Raw genomic sequence first — 15,463 nt, 5'->3', positions numbered from 1 at the left:
GTCACGCCGCACCATGCTCGTTCAGGCGGGTTCTGTTGAGGGGTGGTGCGTACGTTTTTCTGTTCAGGAAGTGAAAGTTGTGCGCCGATGCAGCCGTATAGGCAAGAAATCAGTGCCAGAGTAATGACGGCTTTTTCCATGTCAGACCTGCTGGTGGGGTAATCCTTTGATGTTCCCAGTATTGTCGTTGGTGGGCGCCGTGCTCGTCGATACTGCAAATAACTCACTGATATTTATAACTTCCCATTTCCTGGGTGTACGCCCCTCAAGTCTTTACCCACACGGCCGAAACACTCTCGTACGACATCGTATCCCCAATAAGAGAGTCCCCCCTAATGTCCCTTCGCAGCCTGTCCATCGCCCGCCGTGCGGGTCTGGGTTTTGCCCTGATTGCTTTGCTCGTGGCCCTGCTGGGTTTTTTTGCACTGTCGAACATGGCAAGCATCCGCGCCAGCGCGGTGCAGGTGGAAAGCGGGCTGGTGCCGAAGATGCGGCTGGTGGCGGACATTCGTGAAATCATGCTGCGCATTCGTACGATCTCTTTGCGCATGGCCCTGGACCCGAACCCGGCGAGCATCCCGCAATACCGTAGCCAGATGGACACCCGCAGCCAGGACCTGAGCAAACGGCTGGCCGACCTCGATGCAGTGATCGACACCCCCGAAGTACGCACGCTCTATGACCAGTTCCAGGTCTCGCTGCGCCAATACCAGCAAGGGCTGGCGCAGTCGTTCATCCTTGCCGACAAGCAGCAGGGCGCCGAGCTCAACAAGTTGTTGCTGGTGGATATGAAAACCGTGGTGGATGGCTCCGGGGCCCAACTCAATGCCCTGGCCGACTACTACAACGCCCAGATCAACCAGCAAGGCCAGGCGGCCGAATCGCAGTACGGCCGTTCGCGCACCATGGTGTTCGGCTTTGTGATCGTGGCCGGGTTGAGCACCGTGCTGCTGGCCTGGTTGCTCACGCGCAGCATTGTCGGCCCGCTCAGTCATGCCGTACGGGCTGCCGAGAACGTTGCCGAAGGTGACCTGACCCAAACGGTGGACGTGAGCGGCGACGACGAAGTGACGCGCCTGCTCGTGGCACTCAAGACCATGCAGGCCAACCTGCGCGGGACCTTGCAACTGATTCGCCAGTCGGCCGGGCAGATGGCGTCATCGGCCACCGACCTCAACGGCATCACCGACCAGAGCAGCCGCAGCCTGCAAAAGCAGACCGCTGAAATCGAGCAGGCCGCCACCGCCGTCAACGAGATGACCTCGGCGGCGGATGAGGTAGCGCGCAATGCGGTGTCCACCTCCGAGTCCACTCGCCTTTCCAATGAAACCGCGCGCGAAGGCCAGCACCGTGTGGGTGCAACCGTCAGCGCCATTCAAGCCCTGAGCACCAACATCGGCGAAACCTCGACCCTGGTGCAGAACCTCGCCGAGCAATCGCGGGATATCGGCAAGGTGCTCGATGTGATCCGCTCCATCGCCGAGCAGACCAACCTGCTGGCACTCAACGCTGCGATCGAGGCGGCGCGGGCCGGTGAGTCCGGGCGCGGCTTTGCGGTGGTGGCTGACGAAGTCCGTGCACTGGCCCACCGTACCCAGCAATCGACCCTGGAAATCGACCAGATGGTGACCGCGATGCGCACGGGGTCCAACGACGCGTTGAGCTCGATGCAGTCGAGTACCCAGCGTGCCACCGACACTCTGGCATTGGCTGAGGGCGCGGGCGGCGCATTGAGCCAGATCACCGACTCCATCGACCAGATCCACCAGCGCAACCTGGTCATCGCCAGCGCCGCCGAGGAGCAGGCCCAGGTGGCCAAGGAAGTCGATCGCAACATCGTCAATATTCGCGACCTGTCTGCGCAATCCTCTTCCGGCGCCGGGCAGATCAATGGATCGAGTCGAGAACTGGCGCAGCTGGCCGTTTCCCTGAACGAAGCCGTCGCAAGGTTTCAGCTGTAGTGACATGCGCGGGCTAGTTCAGTGTCGACTCGTCCACGATCTCGATATTGACGGCCTGCCAGTCGCCGCCCGGGCCCCTGACCAATTCGTAGGTGACCGTCTGCCCCTCGCGCAGCCGCCGTCCGCCCTGGGCGGTGGTGGCACTGCGAAAGAAAATGTCCTGCTCATCGTAGGCGGCAGTCTTGCTGCTGATGGAGATTGCAGTCTGTGGAGTTTTCCTGGGCATGGCCGTTCTCCTTTCCAGTGCAATAGGTGGCCCGTCGGGGCAGGTATGTCTGCGGGCATCAAGCGGGTCAGGACACGATTTGGACTTTATCGGCCTGCATGCCTTTCTGGCCCTGTACGGCTTCAAAGGTGACCTTCTGGCCCTCCTTCAATGTTTTGAACCCGTTGCCCTCGATTGCCCTGAAGTGGACGAACAGGTCGGGGCCGCTCTCCGGCGTGATGAATCCGTAACCCTTTTCATCGTTGAACCACTTCACTGTGCCGTTCTGTCTGTCGCTCATTCTTCCTGTCCTCGAACCGGTGTGCCCCGCTGCAGATTCGTCGCGGTAACCATAAGCAAAGTCCCGAAGCCGCTGCTCGTCAACGCGCCACGGGACCAGCGGTACTGTCATTCCTGACAGGTTCGCCGCCTGTGCCGTTGCGCGATACTGCTTCGTTTTACCGTGGGTTTTCGCGCCGCGCGGGCATTCGGTTTTCGCCGCCTTCGGGCACCAGGCAGGTGCCTTTTGGCGTGGTGCCCCTGTCCCTTCTAACGCTCGCCTGCCGTCCCATCCAGCCCACGACGGATCTTTTCCAGCAACTCATCGATGTGAAACGGCTTGGAAATCAGATCCATGCCTTCGCCGAGGAAACTTTGCCGGTTCGCGGCATTTTCCGCGTAGCCGGTCATGAACAGGATCGGCAAGGTGTGGCGGATCTCGCGTGCCACGTCTGCCAGTTCGCGCCCGGTCATAAAGGGCAGGCCGACGTCGGTCAACAACAGGTTGATGCTCGGGTCGCTGCGCAGGCAGACCACCGCTTCGTCACCATTGGCGGCCAGGCTGCAACGGTAGCCGGCGTCGGCCAGGATTTCGGCGACAAAGCTGCGCACCGAAGGCATGTCTTCGACGACCAGCACATGTTCGCCCTGGCTCTGGCCGGGTGCGGCCAGAGGCTTGGTCACGATGCTGGCAGGCCCGCTGGCGGCGGGAAGCATGATGGTCACTTCGGTGCCCTGGCGGGTCACGCTGCGGATCTGTGCATCGCCGCCGGACTGGCGGGCAAACCCGTAGATGGTCGACAGGCCCAGCCCGGTGCCCTGGCCCAGCGGCTTGGTGGTGAAGAAAGGGTCGAAGACTTTGTCGATGACGCTGTGTTCGATGCCCACCCCGTTGTCCCGCACCGACAGGGCGATGTAGGCGCCGTTTTCCAGTTTCAGGTTGCCACTGGAGTAGGCCGGGTAAGTCGTCACCCAGACAGTGCCGCCCTTGGGCAGCGCGTCGCGGGCGTTGATCACCAGGTTCAGCACCGCACTTTCCAGCTGGATCGGATCGACCATCGCCACGGCAGGGTTGTGGGTCAGCTCCAGCTTCAGCGCGATATGTTCACCGATGGTGCGTACCAGCAGTTCTTCCAGGGAGCGGATATGCGCGTTGATATCGATCGGCCGTGTGTCCAGCGGCTGCTGGCGGGCGAAGGCGAGCAGGCGGTTGGTCAGGCCGGCGGCGCTGAGGGCCGAGCTCAACGCTGCATCGGCATAGGCCATGACCTTGTCGGTGCGCTGGGTCTCGATGCGTTTCTTGATCAGCTCCAGGCTGGTGATGATCCCGGTCAGCAGGTTGTTGAAGTCATGGGCAATGCCGCCGGTGAGCTTGCCCAGGGCATCCATCTTCTGCGCCTGCAACAGTTGCGCCTCGGTACGTGCCAACTGGGTGGCGGCGTTGGCCAGCTCGGCCTGTTGGTGCCGCTCGCGGTGGCGGTGCTCGGTGACGTCTTCGACAAACACCAGGCTCAATTCGGCGCTGCGGTAGGGCGAAACCTGCCATTCGGTCTCGCGCAACTGACCGTCGACCTTCATGTGCAGGGTGCCCTTCCAGCGCTCGCCGGCAGCCAGGCGCTGGCACAGTTCCTGGAGCACGCCGAGTTGATCGGCGGCGAAGCACTCCAGCAGGGCGTCGGGGTTGAGGTTGTCGTGAATCAATTGGGCGAAGGCGTGGTTACATTCGTGGACCTTGAGCTGCGCATCCATGACCGCAATCGGTGCGCTGATATTGAAGAATATTTCGCGAAAGCGTGCCTCGCTCTCGCGCAGCGCATATTCGGTGTCGCGCACCCGCAGCAAGGTCCGCAGGGTCGCCAGCAGCACATCGGGGTCGATGGGGTGGATCAGGTAGGCATCGGCCCCGGCATCCAGGCCGGTGATGATATCGCCGGTCTCGATGGAGGCGGCCGACACGTGCACCACCGGCAGCAAGGCCGTGACCGGATCGGCGCGCAGCCCGCGTACGATGTCGAAGCCGCTCATGTCCGGTAGGTTGACGTCGAGGATCAGCCCGTCGATCTTTTGGCTGGCGATCAGGTCCAGCCCTTCCTGGCCGGTGCCGGCCTCGAGCACGCGGTAGTCATGGTTCTCCAGGCGCCGGCGCAGGGCATAGCGGGTCGCCGCGTTGTCGTCGACGATCAGCAGTTGGATGTCACGGTTCATCAACAAGCCCGCCAGGAATAGAGAGAGGAATGATCACGAAGAACATCGAGCCCACGCCTGGGGTACTTTCCACGCCGACGCGGCCGCCGAGCAACTCGGCAAAGCGTTTGCACAGCGACAGCCCCAGGCCGGTGCCGCGCAGGCGTTTTTGCAGCGGCGAATCGATCTGGGAAAAGTCTTCGAACAGGTTGCTGTGCAATTCGGCCGGAATGCCCAGGCCGGTGTCGTGCACGGCAAAGCGGATTTCCTGATCACCCACTCTTTGCGCCGACACTCGCACTTCACCTTGCACCGTGAACTTCAGGGCGTTGGAAATGAAGTTGCGCAGGATCTGCGCGAGCTTCTTGTCATCGGTGTACAGCTTGGGCAAGCCGATCGGCTCTTCGAAGATCAAGTCCACCGACGTCGCATCGACGATCGGGCGGAACATCCCGCGCAACGCCGAGAACAGATCGAACATGTCGAACCAGGCCGGCGAGATCGTGATGCGCCCGGCCTCGATCTTGGCCAGGTCCAGCAGGTCGTCGACCATTTCGCGCAGTTCGCGTGCCGAGCTGCGGATAAACCCGACCTGTGTGTGCTGCTCAGGGCTCAGGGGACCGTCGAGTTCGTCGGCCAACAGACTGGTGATGCTCAGGATCGAGCCCAGGGGCGTGCGGAATTCATGGCTCATGTACGACAGGAAACGGCTTTTCAGGTCCGACGCCTGGCGCAGTTGGTCGGCCTGGGTATCCAGCTCGGCATAGAGTGCCAATACGCCCTGGTTGGTTTCGTCCAGTTCGGCGCGCAGTGCATCGGCTTCCAGGCGAAGCGTTCGCACTTGCTCCTCAAGCGAAACGGTGGTGTCAGCCATCGATGGCCTCCAGGGCAATCACAAAGACGGTAACGTCATCCCGGCCGCGACAGAAATCACGGTGCAGGACGGCGGCGATCAGGGCAGGGTGGCGATGGGAAAGCCCGGGATAGTCCGCCAGGTTCCAGCGTGACTGCAGGCCGTCGCTGTAGAGGATCAGCATCTGGCCGCCCACTTGAGCGTAGTCGAAGGGCTGCGCCTTGCGAAACTGCACGCCGACGATCCCCGGATGGGACGCCAGCCCGCGGGACTTGCCGGGGCCGATCAGGCTGGCGCCGATATTGCCCACCCCGGTAAAGCGCAGGCTGTCTGCCGTGGCATCGTACTGCGCCACGGCCACGGCTGCGCCGCGGGTGCCGTTCATGCCGATATGCAGGTCGTTGAACAGCTCGCCTGCGTCGAAGAAGGCGTCTTGGGCAAACACCGCTTCGCCGGCCTGCGCCGCGCGTTCGGCTTCGCTGCCATGGCCCAGGCCGTCGGCTACCATCACGCTGAACCGGCCGGGTTCGATCACCAGGTGCCAGGCATCGCCGCAGGCCGGGTCGTCGTGCAGGGAATGCTGGCTGACGCCGTAGCGGATATCTTTGCTGGCCGATGCCCGTGGATACAGGCGCGCCAGCATCGCCGTTCCGCGCTGATCGGCGTACACGTCGAACACCTGGGCCACACGCGAAATGGCGCCCATGCCGATGCCCTGGGTGCCGCCGGTGGAAAAACCGTCCACCAGGCAACTGTCCAGGTCAAAGCCCTGGCCACGGTCCACGGCGATCAGCTCCACGCCCTGGTTACCCGTGAGGCGCAGATGCAATTGGCCATGGGCGGCATGCTTGAGGATATTGCTGGCCAGCTCGGTGGCCACCAGTGCCACGCGGCCGGCATCGGTCTCGTCGAAACCCGATTGTTCGGCCAACTGTTGCGCGGTGCGTCGGGCATGGCCGATCTGGCTGACATCCTCGATCAACAACACCTGGGTCAGGGCACTGGGAATATTCAGGCCCATCGGGTAATCGTCACGCGGGTGCCCTGGCCGGGTGCGGTGTCCAGTTCAAACTCGTCCACCAACCGCTTGGCGCCGGTCAGGCCCAGGCCCAGGCCGCTGCCGGAGGTCCAGCCGTCGGTCATCGCCAACTTGAGGTCGGGGATGCCCGGCCCTTCGTCGCGAAAGGTCAGGCGCAGGCCTGGGCGGTGGTCTTTTTCGACCACGGCCCAATCCATATGGCCGCCGCCGCCGTACACCACGGTGTTGCGCGCCAGCTCACTGACGGCGGTGACCAGTTTGGTCAGGTCGATCAGGCGCATGCCGCATTCCTGGGCCAGCTTGCGCACCAATTGTCGGGCCAGCACTACGTCCTGTTCGATGAGCACCGGGTGAGTGCCACTGCTGGCCTGGGTCATGAGTGGTCTACCCGGTCACGCAACAGTTGCATGCCGCGCTCGACGTTCAACGCGGTGGCCACGCCCGGCAGGGTCATGCCCAGTTCCACCAGCGTGATCGCCACGGCCGGCTGCATGCCTACCAGCACGGTCTGGGCATCCATGATGCGCGACAGGCCGGAAATGGTGCCGATCATGCGGCCGATAAACGAGTCGACCATGTCCAGCGCCGAAATGTCGATCAGCACGCCCCGGGCCGATGTACGGCTGATGCGCTCGGACAGGTCGTCCTGCAGCGTCAGCGCGAGCTGGTCATGCATGTCGACCTGGATCGTCACGAGCAGGAATTCGCCCATCTGCAAAATAGGGATACGTTCCATGCTTAAAGAGCCTTGCTGATGGTGACGCCCAGGCGTTTCAGGGCCAGCGCCAAGGCATCCGCCAGGTTGGCCTTGGTCACCACGCCTTGCAGGTCGAGGCCCAGGTGCACGATGGTCTGGGCGATCTGCGGACGCACGCCGCTGATGATGCAGTCGGCCCCCATGAGGCGGATGGCCGTAACGGTTTTCAACAGGTGCTGGGCTACCAGGGTGTCCACGGTGGGTACGCCGGTGATGTCGATGATGGCGATTTCCGAGCCAGTGTCGACGATGCGCTGCAGCAGGGACTCCATGACCACCTGGGTGCGTTGCGAATCCAGGGTGCCGATCATCGGCAGGGCCAGCACGCCGTCCCACAGCTTGACCACCGGGGTGGACAGTTCCAGCAATTCTTCCTGCTGGCGCTTGATCACCGACTCACGGGATTTCTGGAACGTACGGATGGTGTGCATGCCCAGCGCGTCAAGCAGCTCGGAGATTTCCCAGAGTTGTTCGGCCAGTTGCGTCGGTTGTTCGGCGTACTCCCGTTGCAGCAGGGCGAACAGCGGGCCCTTGAGGGCAAAGATAAAGCTGGCGGTCTGTTGCGAGTCCTGGCCGACCAGGGCGCGGCTGTGGGAGAGCTTTTCCAGGAATACCCGGGTTTCTGCCCAGTTTTCATGGTTGACCGGCTGGGAACCGCCTTGCTGCAGCGCCGCGATGAGCAGGTTGAGGAAGTCGTTGGCCTGCTGCCGGGTGTCTTCGGCCTTGACGTTACGCGTGGCCCCCGAAGCTTCAAGGCTGGCAACCCATTCGGTCAGCAGGGTCGGGCGATGGGTGTGCAGTGCCTGGATGGTGTGAGCTTGCAGAGTTGCCACGGGAAACCTCCTTGAATGCCTTGTTGAGTGGCATGCAATTTATACTAAATTGAAGTGCTTTGAATTGTTTCGAAGGTTTTCGTTCATTTGCCTCAAGCCCTGTGGACCGGGCGCTTCGGGCGGGTGGAGGCGGGATGGGGGTCGATGCTGCCGTCGATCGCGACAGCGGCGTCGGAGCAACCCATTTGGCTGAGTGTGCCGTGGGTGGAACCGCAGGTGAGGTGACCAAACGCCGCGGACGGAACTGGCCGTCGGCGGCGCTGGAATTGGAGCGGTGGGGGAGGGAGATACCGTTTCGGTCAGCGTGCCACCGAGTCCAGGCCGGTGGATTGCACCACCGGTTGTGCCTGGGGCGAGGCCAGGAACTGCAACAAGGCCTTGGCCTGTGCAGGGTGTTCGGCATTGACCGGAATGCCCGCCGCAAAGCGCGTCACCGATTGCACGTCTTCCGGGATCTTGCCGACGTACGTCACACCCGGCACCGGCAATAACTCCGCCACCTGCTGCAAGCCCACCTCGTAATCGCCCTTGGCGACCTGTTCGGCCACCGGGAGGCGTTCGATCATGGTGCCTTTGGCGGGCATGCCGAGCTTCTTGAACAGCTCTTTCTCGACATACACACCGCTGGCGCTGTCCGAATACGCCACGGACTTGGCCTTGCTCAGTACGGCCTTGAGTTCGGCATCGGTGCCGATCGCGGGTTTGGTCGCACCTGCCTTCACCACCAGGCCGATGCGCGAATCCGCCAGTTCCACGCGGGACGCCGGGTCGACCTTGCCTTGTTTGATCAAGTCATCCAGGGCATAGCCGACCATGATCACCACGTCGGCATGTTCACCACGGGCCAGGCGGTTGGGAATCGCTTCCGGCGCCTTGCCCATGGACGGGCCGAGGACGGTATCGAGGGTGTCGCCGCTGTGCTGGGCGTATTGCGGGCCCAGCAGTTTATAGGCGGCGGTGAAGCCACCGGAGGTCATCACCTTGAGTTCCTCGGCCTGGGCCGTCAGCGCCAGGGCACCGAGGGCCAGGGCCGCCAGGGTCTTGAACAGAGACTTCATCACGCCGCCCCCTGCATCACCTGCCCGCGTGCGTTGGCGCGACGATACAGCGCCAGGGTCGAACACAGCGCGCACAACGCAGCGAACATCATCCAATAGGCCGGCGAGGCCTTGTCTTCAGTGATGTGAATAAACCAGGTGGAGATCGCCGGGGTAAACCCACCGAAGATCGCGGTCGCCAGGCTGTAGGCCAGGGAGAAGCCCGCCACGCGCACTTCCACCGGCATGATTTCCGTGAGGGCGGGGATCATCGCGCCGTTGTACATGCCGTACAGGAACGAGAACCACAGCAGCGTCTCCAGCATATGGGCGAAGCTCGGTGCATTCACCACGTAGGACAGCGCCGGATAAGCCGTGAGCACCGTCAACGCGGTCATGGCGATCAGCACCGGCTTGCGGCCGAAGCGGTCGCTCAGGGTGCCGCCGATCGGCAGCCAGACAAAGTTCGACACCGCCACCAGCAAGGTCACCAGCAGGGCGTCGGAGGTGCTCAGTTGCAGCACGGTCTTGCCGAAGGTCGGCGCGTACACGGTGATCAGGTAGAACGCGGTGGTGGTCATGGCCACCATCAGCATGCCGCCGATGACCACGGTCCAGTTTTTCACCAGTGTGGCCAGCACCTCGCGCATGGTCGGGCGATGCTTGCGGTTGGCGAATTCTTCGGTTTCCTGCAGGTTGCGACGCAACACAAAGATAAAGGGGATGATCACGCAACCGATGGCGAACGGAATGCGCCAGCCCCAATCGGCAACCACCGCCGGTTCCATCCACACGTTCAAGCCATAGCCCAGGGCGGCGGCGACCACGATGGAGATCTGTTGGCTGCCCGATTGCCAACTGGTGTAGAACCCCTTGCGGCCTGGGGTGGCCATTTCAGACAGGTACACCGACACACCGCCCAGCTCCGCACCGGCCGAAAAGCCTTGCAGCAAGCGGCCCACCAGCACCAGCAGCGGGGCCCACAGGCCAATGGTGTGATAGCCCGGCACCAGCACGATCAACAGCGTGCCGCTGGCCATGATCGACAAGGTCACGATCAACCCTTTGCGGCGACCGACGTCATCGATATAAGCGCCGAGGATGATGGCGCCCAGTGGGCGCATCAGGAAGCCCGCGCCGAACACGGCGAAGGTCATCATTAATGACGCAAATTCATTGGCGGCAGGGAAGAACGCGGCAGCGATGTAGGTGGCGTAGAAGCCGAACAGAAAGAAGTCGAATTGTTCAAGGAAGTTGCCCGAAGTAACGCGGAATACCGCACCTACTTTCGAACGGGCAGAATCGGGCCGGGAAGGGCTAGTCATGGGTTTGTGTCTCCAGCGTTCTTTTTAAATGCTTGTTTCGCGTAAGATCGAGGATAGTGGCTGACACATTTAGAAATGAAAAGTGAAAAATATGGATTGATTAATGTCTGTTGGTTATGAATTTGCGTGCCTGTCAAAGATCCCGCTCTGTTCTATGCTGGAAGGTATGACCCATTCTTACGGAAGGGAGATGGCTATGGGCAATGAACCGAAGCGCCAAGATGAGCCGGAGCATGAGCAACCCCGGCGACATGAAGAGGAAAAACCCCAGACCTGGAAGCACCCGGACGACGGCACTGAGCTGTCCGAGCGGGATCAGGAGCGTCCGCTCAAGCCCTGATCAATGTTCGGCCGGAGCCAAAAAGCACCCTTGACGGGCCATGAACTGCCTCCACGAAGGGCTCTCCGTGGGGTCGGGTGTTACCTGGGTCGGGGTTTCGAATTCCGCCAGCGCGGCGCCGGTATCGGCATTGATCACCTTAACGCGACACCACCCACTGTCGGCGTCGGCAATCCCGCCTTTGAGCAGGTAGCGTCCCTGGGCGGCGAACTGGGTGTTGAACTCAATCACACAGCGCCGGCCGGCGCTCGCCAGGCCCGACACGATCAAATGCAGCGGTTGGTCGGCGGCGATGTCCACGTAACCGTCGGGGCGCGAAGTGCTGCTGTGCACCGCAAACAGTGCGGTTTCCTTACTCGGCGTTCCCACCCTGCCTTGCAGGCATTCATGATCCGTCGAAACGCTGACAGACAGCCATTCGTTGTAGCTGGCGTGGGTGCTCAACTCACTTTTGAGCTGCGCGCGCGGGCCTTCGAGCGGTGCCTTGTAGGGCGTCATGGCGGTACATCCGGCCAGTAACAGCGGTAGTGCGATGTTGCGGCTGTTTATCAAGGCAATAGCATCCAGTTCAAAGAGGGGGCGTTATGAAACCAGCAACGAAACTGGAAAACCCGAGGCCAGCACCAGGTACGCCACCACTGCTGCCAGGCACAGGCCGACGAACACCCGCAACAAGGTGCGGGCGGTGGGGCGGGTGACAAAGCGGATAAGCCAGAGGCAGAGCCCGGCCACCAGAATGGCCAGGCCAAAAATGACCAGCACGGGAGTGTTCCTGCGACGTTCGAGCGCTGTTTATAGTCCCAAAGCCGCGTGATGAACAGTGTGCACATAGACGCGGCCGGCCCGGCTTTCTAAACTGCGGCTTGTCTTGGGCTAGGGGCAGGCGCCGATGAATCGCAATGAATTACGCAAGGCCGACATCAACCTGATGGTGGTCTTCGAAGCACTGATGCTCGAGCGCAATGTGACGCGGGTGGCCGAGAAGCTGTTTCTCGGCCAGCCGACCATCAGTTCGGCCCTCAACCGTCTGCGCACCCTGTTCAACGACCCGCTGTTCATTCGCGTCGGCCATCGCATGGAACCTACCGCGCGCGCCGAGGAAATCATCCAGCACCTGTCGCCCGCCCTGGACTCACTGTCGTCGGCCTTGAGCCTGACCCACGATTTCGACCCATCCATCAGCACCATGACCTTTCGCATCGGCCTGTCCGACGACGTCGAGTTCGGCCTGTTGCCACCGTTGTTGCGCGCCTTGCGCCAGGAAGCGCCGCAGGTGGTGTTCGTGGTGCAGCACGTGGACTATTGGCGGATTCCCGATCTGCTGGCGTCCGGCGATATTACCGTCGGCATCACCCAGACCCGTGGCCTGCCGGCGAATGCCAAGCGCAAGCTGCTGCGCCACATTCGTCCGCGACTGCTGCGCGCCGATGCCTCGGACACCCCGCTGACCCTCGATGAATATTGCTCGCGCCCCCATGTGCTGGTGTCCCACACCGCCAACGTGTCCGGGTTTGCCGATGAGTGGCTGGCGGAAATCGGCCGCAAGCGCCATGTGGTGTTGTCGGTGCCGCAATACAGCGCATTGCCCGCGCTGCTGGCCGGGACCGACCTGATCGCCAGCCTGCCGGACTACACCGCCGAGGCCATGGCGGTGTCGGGCAACCTGTTCTGCGAGCCGTTTCCGTTCGAGACGCCGACCCTGGATTTGTCCATGGTCTGGCTCAGTCATGTGGACACCGACCCGGCCGAACGCTGGGTGCGTTCGCGGCTGGAAGCGTTCATGAGCGATCGAGGTCAGGCGAACAAGGCCTGAGGCTTTTATCCGTGCTATATCTACAGACTTTCCTACGAATGACTCGGAGTCATCCATGCCACACCTGCACTTGGAATACACCGCCAACCTGACAAACCTGGCCGTCGAGAAAACCCTGTTGCGGCTCAACAATGTGCTGATGGCGTCCGGGCAGTTCGGTTCCGAGTTCGATATCAAAAGCCGCGCCGTGAAGCTCGAGAGTTTTCAGGTCGGCACCTCCCTCAACCCACGCGCTTTCATCGCGGTGAAGCTGTCGCTGCTCAGCGGGCGGTCGCCGCAGGTCAAGCAGCAATTGTCGCAAAGCCTGCTGGCAGCGTTGCAGGATCTGGGCGACTGGCCGGCGGATCTGCAGGTTCAACTCAGTGTCCAACTGGTCGACATGGATCGCGATTCCTACAGCAAAGTCGCGATCGGCTAACCCTCGCCACAGAAGTCAGAGTAATCCCTGATCCGCACACACCTTCACCACCTGTTCACGAAACCAGGTATTGGCACTGTCCTGTTCACTGCTTTCATTCCACTGCATATCCAGGGTGAACCCCGGCAACCCGTTGGGGGCCTCGCAGTGGCCGAACACCGTCGCCGGTGCCAGCAGTTTCTGCACGCGGCGCGGCAGGGTGACGATGAAGTCGGTGCCGGTGATCATCTTCAGCGCCGCGCTGTAGCTGTTGGCGCGGGCGATCACCTGGCGCTTGTGGGCCTGGCGCGCCAGCCAGCCGTCGATCATGTTGGTGTCGGAAGTCCATGGCGTAGGGAACACGTGGCGCCGCTCGACGAATGATTGCAGGCTGAATGCCGGCTCGCGCGGTGCCGAGCGTTTATCGAAGACGCACACCAGATCGTCCTCCAGCAGCATCTGGGTCTTGAAGTCTTTATGGGCGCGGTGAAAGTGCGGTCCGAAGCAGATCACCAGGTCCAGGCGGCCCTCGCGCAGGTCGTCGGCGGGGATGTCGGCTTCCAGTTTCTGCACATTGACGATCACCGGCAGGTCGGCGCGGTCGAAATGCTTCAACAGGCGCGGCAGGATCAGTTGTTCGAAGTACTCCGGCGCGCAGACATTGAAGGTCACGGCCTTCTGGGTCGGGTCGAAGGCCTGGCCACCGGCGTGGCACAGGTTGATGCTTTCGAGGATCTTCTGCACATGGGCGTACATGGTAGTGGCCTTGTACGTAGGCCGCATGCCCGCCCGGGTGTTGATAAACAGTTCGTCTTCAAAACTGGTCCGCAGTTTCTTCAGGCTGTAGCTCACGGTGGACTGGCTGACGAACAGCGTTTCTGACACGTCGGTAACGCTGCTCTGGTCATAGACGGCGATAAACACCATCAAGTCCTGCATATCGAGTTTTCTGAGCAAGTTACTGTTTAACATCGGTTTCGTCCGTAAACCCCATGTACCGAAGTCAGTACAAGACAGCGCGAAAGCTTAACGGAACGGCCGTACCAATAGAAAGCTCTGTAGGGCGTTTCTATGTTTGTCGTGAGACAAATACTGTTTACAACACGACGTCAGCGAATGTGTTCTGCGTAATGCCTTGGGTTGAAGCGCGTGACGATCAGCAGCATCACCACGACCACCGCCGTCAACGACCACCAGGCCCATTCGAAGCTGCCCAGCTGGTCGCGGATCATCCCGGCGATCAGCGGCGACAGGCCGGCAATCAGGTAGCCGATGCCCTGCACGAATGCGGTAAGGCCCCCTGCGCGGCGCGGGTTGTCGAGGTGGTCGAGGGACAGGATCAGGCTCATCGGGAACAACCCGCCGATACCCAGGCCCAGCAGGCACGGCCACAGCAGACTGAGGTGTTGCGGGCTGAGGATCAGGCCGCAGAACCCCAGGATGATCAGCCCCAGCAACACCGCCACCACCCCGCGTTTATCCCGGCGGCGGTTGGCGATGGCCGGCGTCACCAGGCCGGACACCACCTCCATCGCGGTCAGGAATCCCAGCAACAAACCGGCATTCTGTTCGCTCCAGCCTTGCTCAACGTAGTACGGCGCCAGCCACGCCAGCACGCAGGTGTAGGACGCCGTACCGAGGCCGAAAAAGATCGCCAGCAACCAGGCGCGGCCGTTGCCGAAAAACGATTCCTGAGGACCGGCGGTGGCTTGGGGCAACGGTGGCAACACCGAGCGCTGGGCGTACCAGAACACCAGGGCCAGCAACGCCAGAAACCCCCAGATCGCCAGGCCGATGCGCCAACTGCCGGTCTGCACCTGCACGAAGGGGGAGAACGCTGCCGCCAGCGCCGCGCCGCCCATGATGGCGGTGACGTAGAGGCCCATGAACAGCGAAACGTTGTCGCTGAACCGCGACTTGATCAGGGCCGGCATCAACGCCTGGATCATGGCGATGCCCACACCGGCGGCAATGGCGCTGACGATCAATTCCAGGGCCGAATCCAGGAACAATCGCGACAGCGTCGCCACGCCAATCACCAGCAGTGACAGCACAATGCTGCGGTGCTCGCCAACGCGCTTGGCCAGGCCCATGCCAAAGAACATCGCCAGGCCCATGGCCATGACCGGCAACATGGTCAGCAACGCCGCGCTGCTGAAACTCAACGGCACCTCGCCGCGAATCGACGACAACAACGGCCCCACGGCGGCCATCGACGGCCGCAGGTTAAGGGCGACCAGCACGACGCTGATCATCAGCCATACGGCGGTGGTGGGTTTTGCCTGAACGTTTTCCATGGGCCTGCCTTGAGTGAACAAGGGTGAATCAGGCCACGCAGGGGGGAGGGGGGCAAATGAGAAAGTCGCAGGGGCTATCTAAAAATTGCGGTTAACTGAAACACCGCAAGTCAAAGTGTGAGAGCGGGCAAGCCCTAATGCCG

18 protein-coding genes are annotated in these 15,463 nt (G+C 62.0%); 4 read left to right on the top strand and 14 right to left on the bottom strand.

All coding sequences use genetic code 11. The annotated features are described in order from the left end of the window. Window positions 1-335 precede the first annotated feature (335 nt). A complete protein-coding gene (locus FX984_RS22940; RefSeq protein ID WP_146475783.1) occupies window positions 336-1,961 on the top strand; it encodes a methyl-accepting chemotaxis protein in 1,626 nt (541 codons plus the stop codon). A gap of 13 nt (window positions 1,962-1,974) precedes the next feature. On the opposite strand, the gene FX984_RS22935 is transcribed toward FX984_RS22940, so the two are convergent. From FX984_RS22935 to tcuC, 10 genes are all read right to left on the bottom strand, one after another. After that, entirely contained in the window at window positions 1,975-2,187 is a 213-nt protein-coding gene (locus FX984_RS22935; protein ID WP_027604305.1) for a cold-shock protein, read from the bottom strand. A 67-nt stretch (window positions 2,188-2,254) separates the two neighbouring features. Beyond that, complete coding sequence (locus FX984_RS22930) at window positions 2,255-2,467, bottom strand: cold-shock protein (RefSeq protein ID WP_027604304.1); 213 nt, start codon at window positions 2,465-2,467, stop codon at window positions 2,255-2,257. A 248-nt stretch (window positions 2,468-2,715) separates the two neighbouring features. Beyond that, window positions 2,716-4,650 (bottom strand): response regulator, encoded by a 1,935-nt coding sequence (locus FX984_RS22925; protein WP_027604303.1) that lies wholly within the window; start codon window positions 4,648-4,650, stop codon window positions 2,716-2,718. Next, window positions 4,640-5,503, bottom strand: a complete 864-nt coding sequence (locus tag FX984_RS22920) for a sensor histidine kinase (protein WP_027604302.1) — start codon at window positions 5,501-5,503, stop codon at window positions 4,640-4,642. The genes FX984_RS22925 and FX984_RS22920 overlap by 11 nt, the downstream gene beginning before the upstream one ends. Continuing rightward, entirely contained in the window at window positions 5,496-6,503 is a 1,008-nt protein-coding gene (locus FX984_RS22915; RefSeq protein WP_146475782.1) for an ATP-binding protein, read from the bottom strand. The genes FX984_RS22920 and FX984_RS22915 overlap by 8 nt, the downstream gene beginning before the upstream one ends. After that, on the bottom strand, window positions 6,494-6,898 hold the full coding sequence (locus FX984_RS22910) for an ATP-binding protein (RefSeq protein ID WP_027604300.1): 405 nt from the start codon (window positions 6,896-6,898) through the stop codon (window positions 6,494-6,496). Before FX984_RS22910 ends, FX984_RS22915 begins: the two co-directional genes overlap by 10 nt. Continuing rightward, window positions 6,895-7,257, bottom strand: a complete 363-nt coding sequence (locus FX984_RS22905) for an STAS domain-containing protein (RefSeq protein ID WP_065938902.1) — start codon at window positions 7,255-7,257, stop codon at window positions 6,895-6,897. Before FX984_RS22905 ends, FX984_RS22910 begins: the two co-directional genes overlap by 4 nt. Before the next feature lie 2 nt (window positions 7,258-7,259). After that, complete coding sequence (locus FX984_RS22900; RefSeq protein WP_146475781.1) at window positions 7,260-8,111, bottom strand: STAS domain-containing protein; 852 nt, start codon at window positions 8,109-8,111, stop codon at window positions 7,260-7,262. Window positions 8,112-8,410: 299 nt separating this feature from the next. Continuing rightward, on the bottom strand, window positions 8,411-9,169 hold the full coding sequence (locus tag FX984_RS22895; protein WP_065938903.1) for a substrate-binding domain-containing protein: 759 nt from the start codon (window positions 9,167-9,169) through the stop codon (window positions 8,411-8,413). Beyond that, window positions 9,169-10,473, bottom strand: coding sequence for an MFS transporter (gene tcuC, locus FX984_RS22890; protein ID WP_027604296.1), 1,305 nt, complete (start codon window positions 10,471-10,473; stop codon window positions 9,169-9,171). The genes FX984_RS22895 and tcuC overlap by 1 nt, the downstream gene beginning before the upstream one ends. Before the next feature lie 196 nt (window positions 10,474-10,669). Here tcuC and FX984_RS32520 point away from each other — a divergent pair, with 196 nt between their 5' ends. Then, window positions 10,670-10,813: a hypothetical protein gene (locus FX984_RS32520; RefSeq protein WP_162844254.1), complete on the top strand. Its 144-nt coding sequence runs from the start codon at window positions 10,670-10,672 to the stop codon at window positions 10,811-10,813. Here the strand turns inward: FX984_RS32520 and FX984_RS22885 are convergent, their stop codons facing one another. Further along, window positions 10,814-11,311 carry a hypothetical protein gene (locus FX984_RS22885; protein WP_051429319.1) on the bottom strand — a complete coding sequence of 166 codons (498 nt, stop codon included), beginning with the start codon at window positions 11,309-11,311 and terminating at the stop codon, window positions 10,814-10,816. Between the two features lie 84 nt (window positions 11,312-11,395). After that, window positions 11,396-11,575 carry a hypothetical protein gene (locus tag FX984_RS22880; protein ID WP_027604295.1) on the bottom strand — a complete coding sequence of 60 codons (180 nt, stop codon included), beginning with the start codon at window positions 11,573-11,575 and terminating at the stop codon, window positions 11,396-11,398. 127 nt (window positions 11,576-11,702) lie between these two features. On the opposite strand from FX984_RS22880, the gene FX984_RS22875 reads away from it, so the two are divergent. Together FX984_RS22875 and FX984_RS22870 are read left to right on the top strand one after the other, a co-directional pair. Continuing rightward, complete coding sequence (locus FX984_RS22875; RefSeq protein WP_092356590.1) at window positions 11,703-12,626, top strand: LysR substrate-binding domain-containing protein; 924 nt, start codon at window positions 11,703-11,705, stop codon at window positions 12,624-12,626. A gap of 55 nt (window positions 12,627-12,681) precedes the next feature. Beyond that, window positions 12,682-13,044 carry a 5-carboxymethyl-2-hydroxymuconate Delta-isomerase gene (locus FX984_RS22870; RefSeq protein WP_092356593.1) on the top strand — a complete coding sequence of 121 codons (363 nt, stop codon included), beginning with the start codon at window positions 12,682-12,684 and terminating at the stop codon, window positions 13,042-13,044. Window positions 13,045-13,059: 15 nt separating this feature from the next. Here the strand turns inward: FX984_RS22870 and FX984_RS22865 are convergent, their stop codons facing one another. Both FX984_RS22865 and FX984_RS22860 read right to left on the bottom strand, forming a co-directional pair. After that, complete coding sequence (locus FX984_RS22865; protein WP_027604292.1) at window positions 13,060-13,995, bottom strand: LysR family transcriptional regulator; 936 nt, start codon at window positions 13,993-13,995, stop codon at window positions 13,060-13,062. 137 nt (window positions 13,996-14,132) lie between these two features. Beyond that, window positions 14,133-15,320 carry a cyanate transporter gene (locus tag FX984_RS22860; protein WP_092356599.1) on the bottom strand — a complete coding sequence of 396 codons (1,188 nt, stop codon included), beginning with the start codon at window positions 15,318-15,320 and terminating at the stop codon, window positions 14,133-14,135. Between the last annotated feature and the right edge of the window lie 143 nt (window positions 15,321-15,463).

The sequence above is a fragment of the Pseudomonas marginalis genome (assembly GCF_008692035.1).
Classification (GTDB): domain Bacteria; phylum Pseudomonadota; class Gammaproteobacteria; order Pseudomonadales; family Pseudomonadaceae; genus Aquipseudomonas; species Aquipseudomonas marginalis.
The sequence above is the reverse complement of the archived record's forward strand: the minus strand, read 5'-3'. Positions and strand labels throughout refer to the sequence as shown.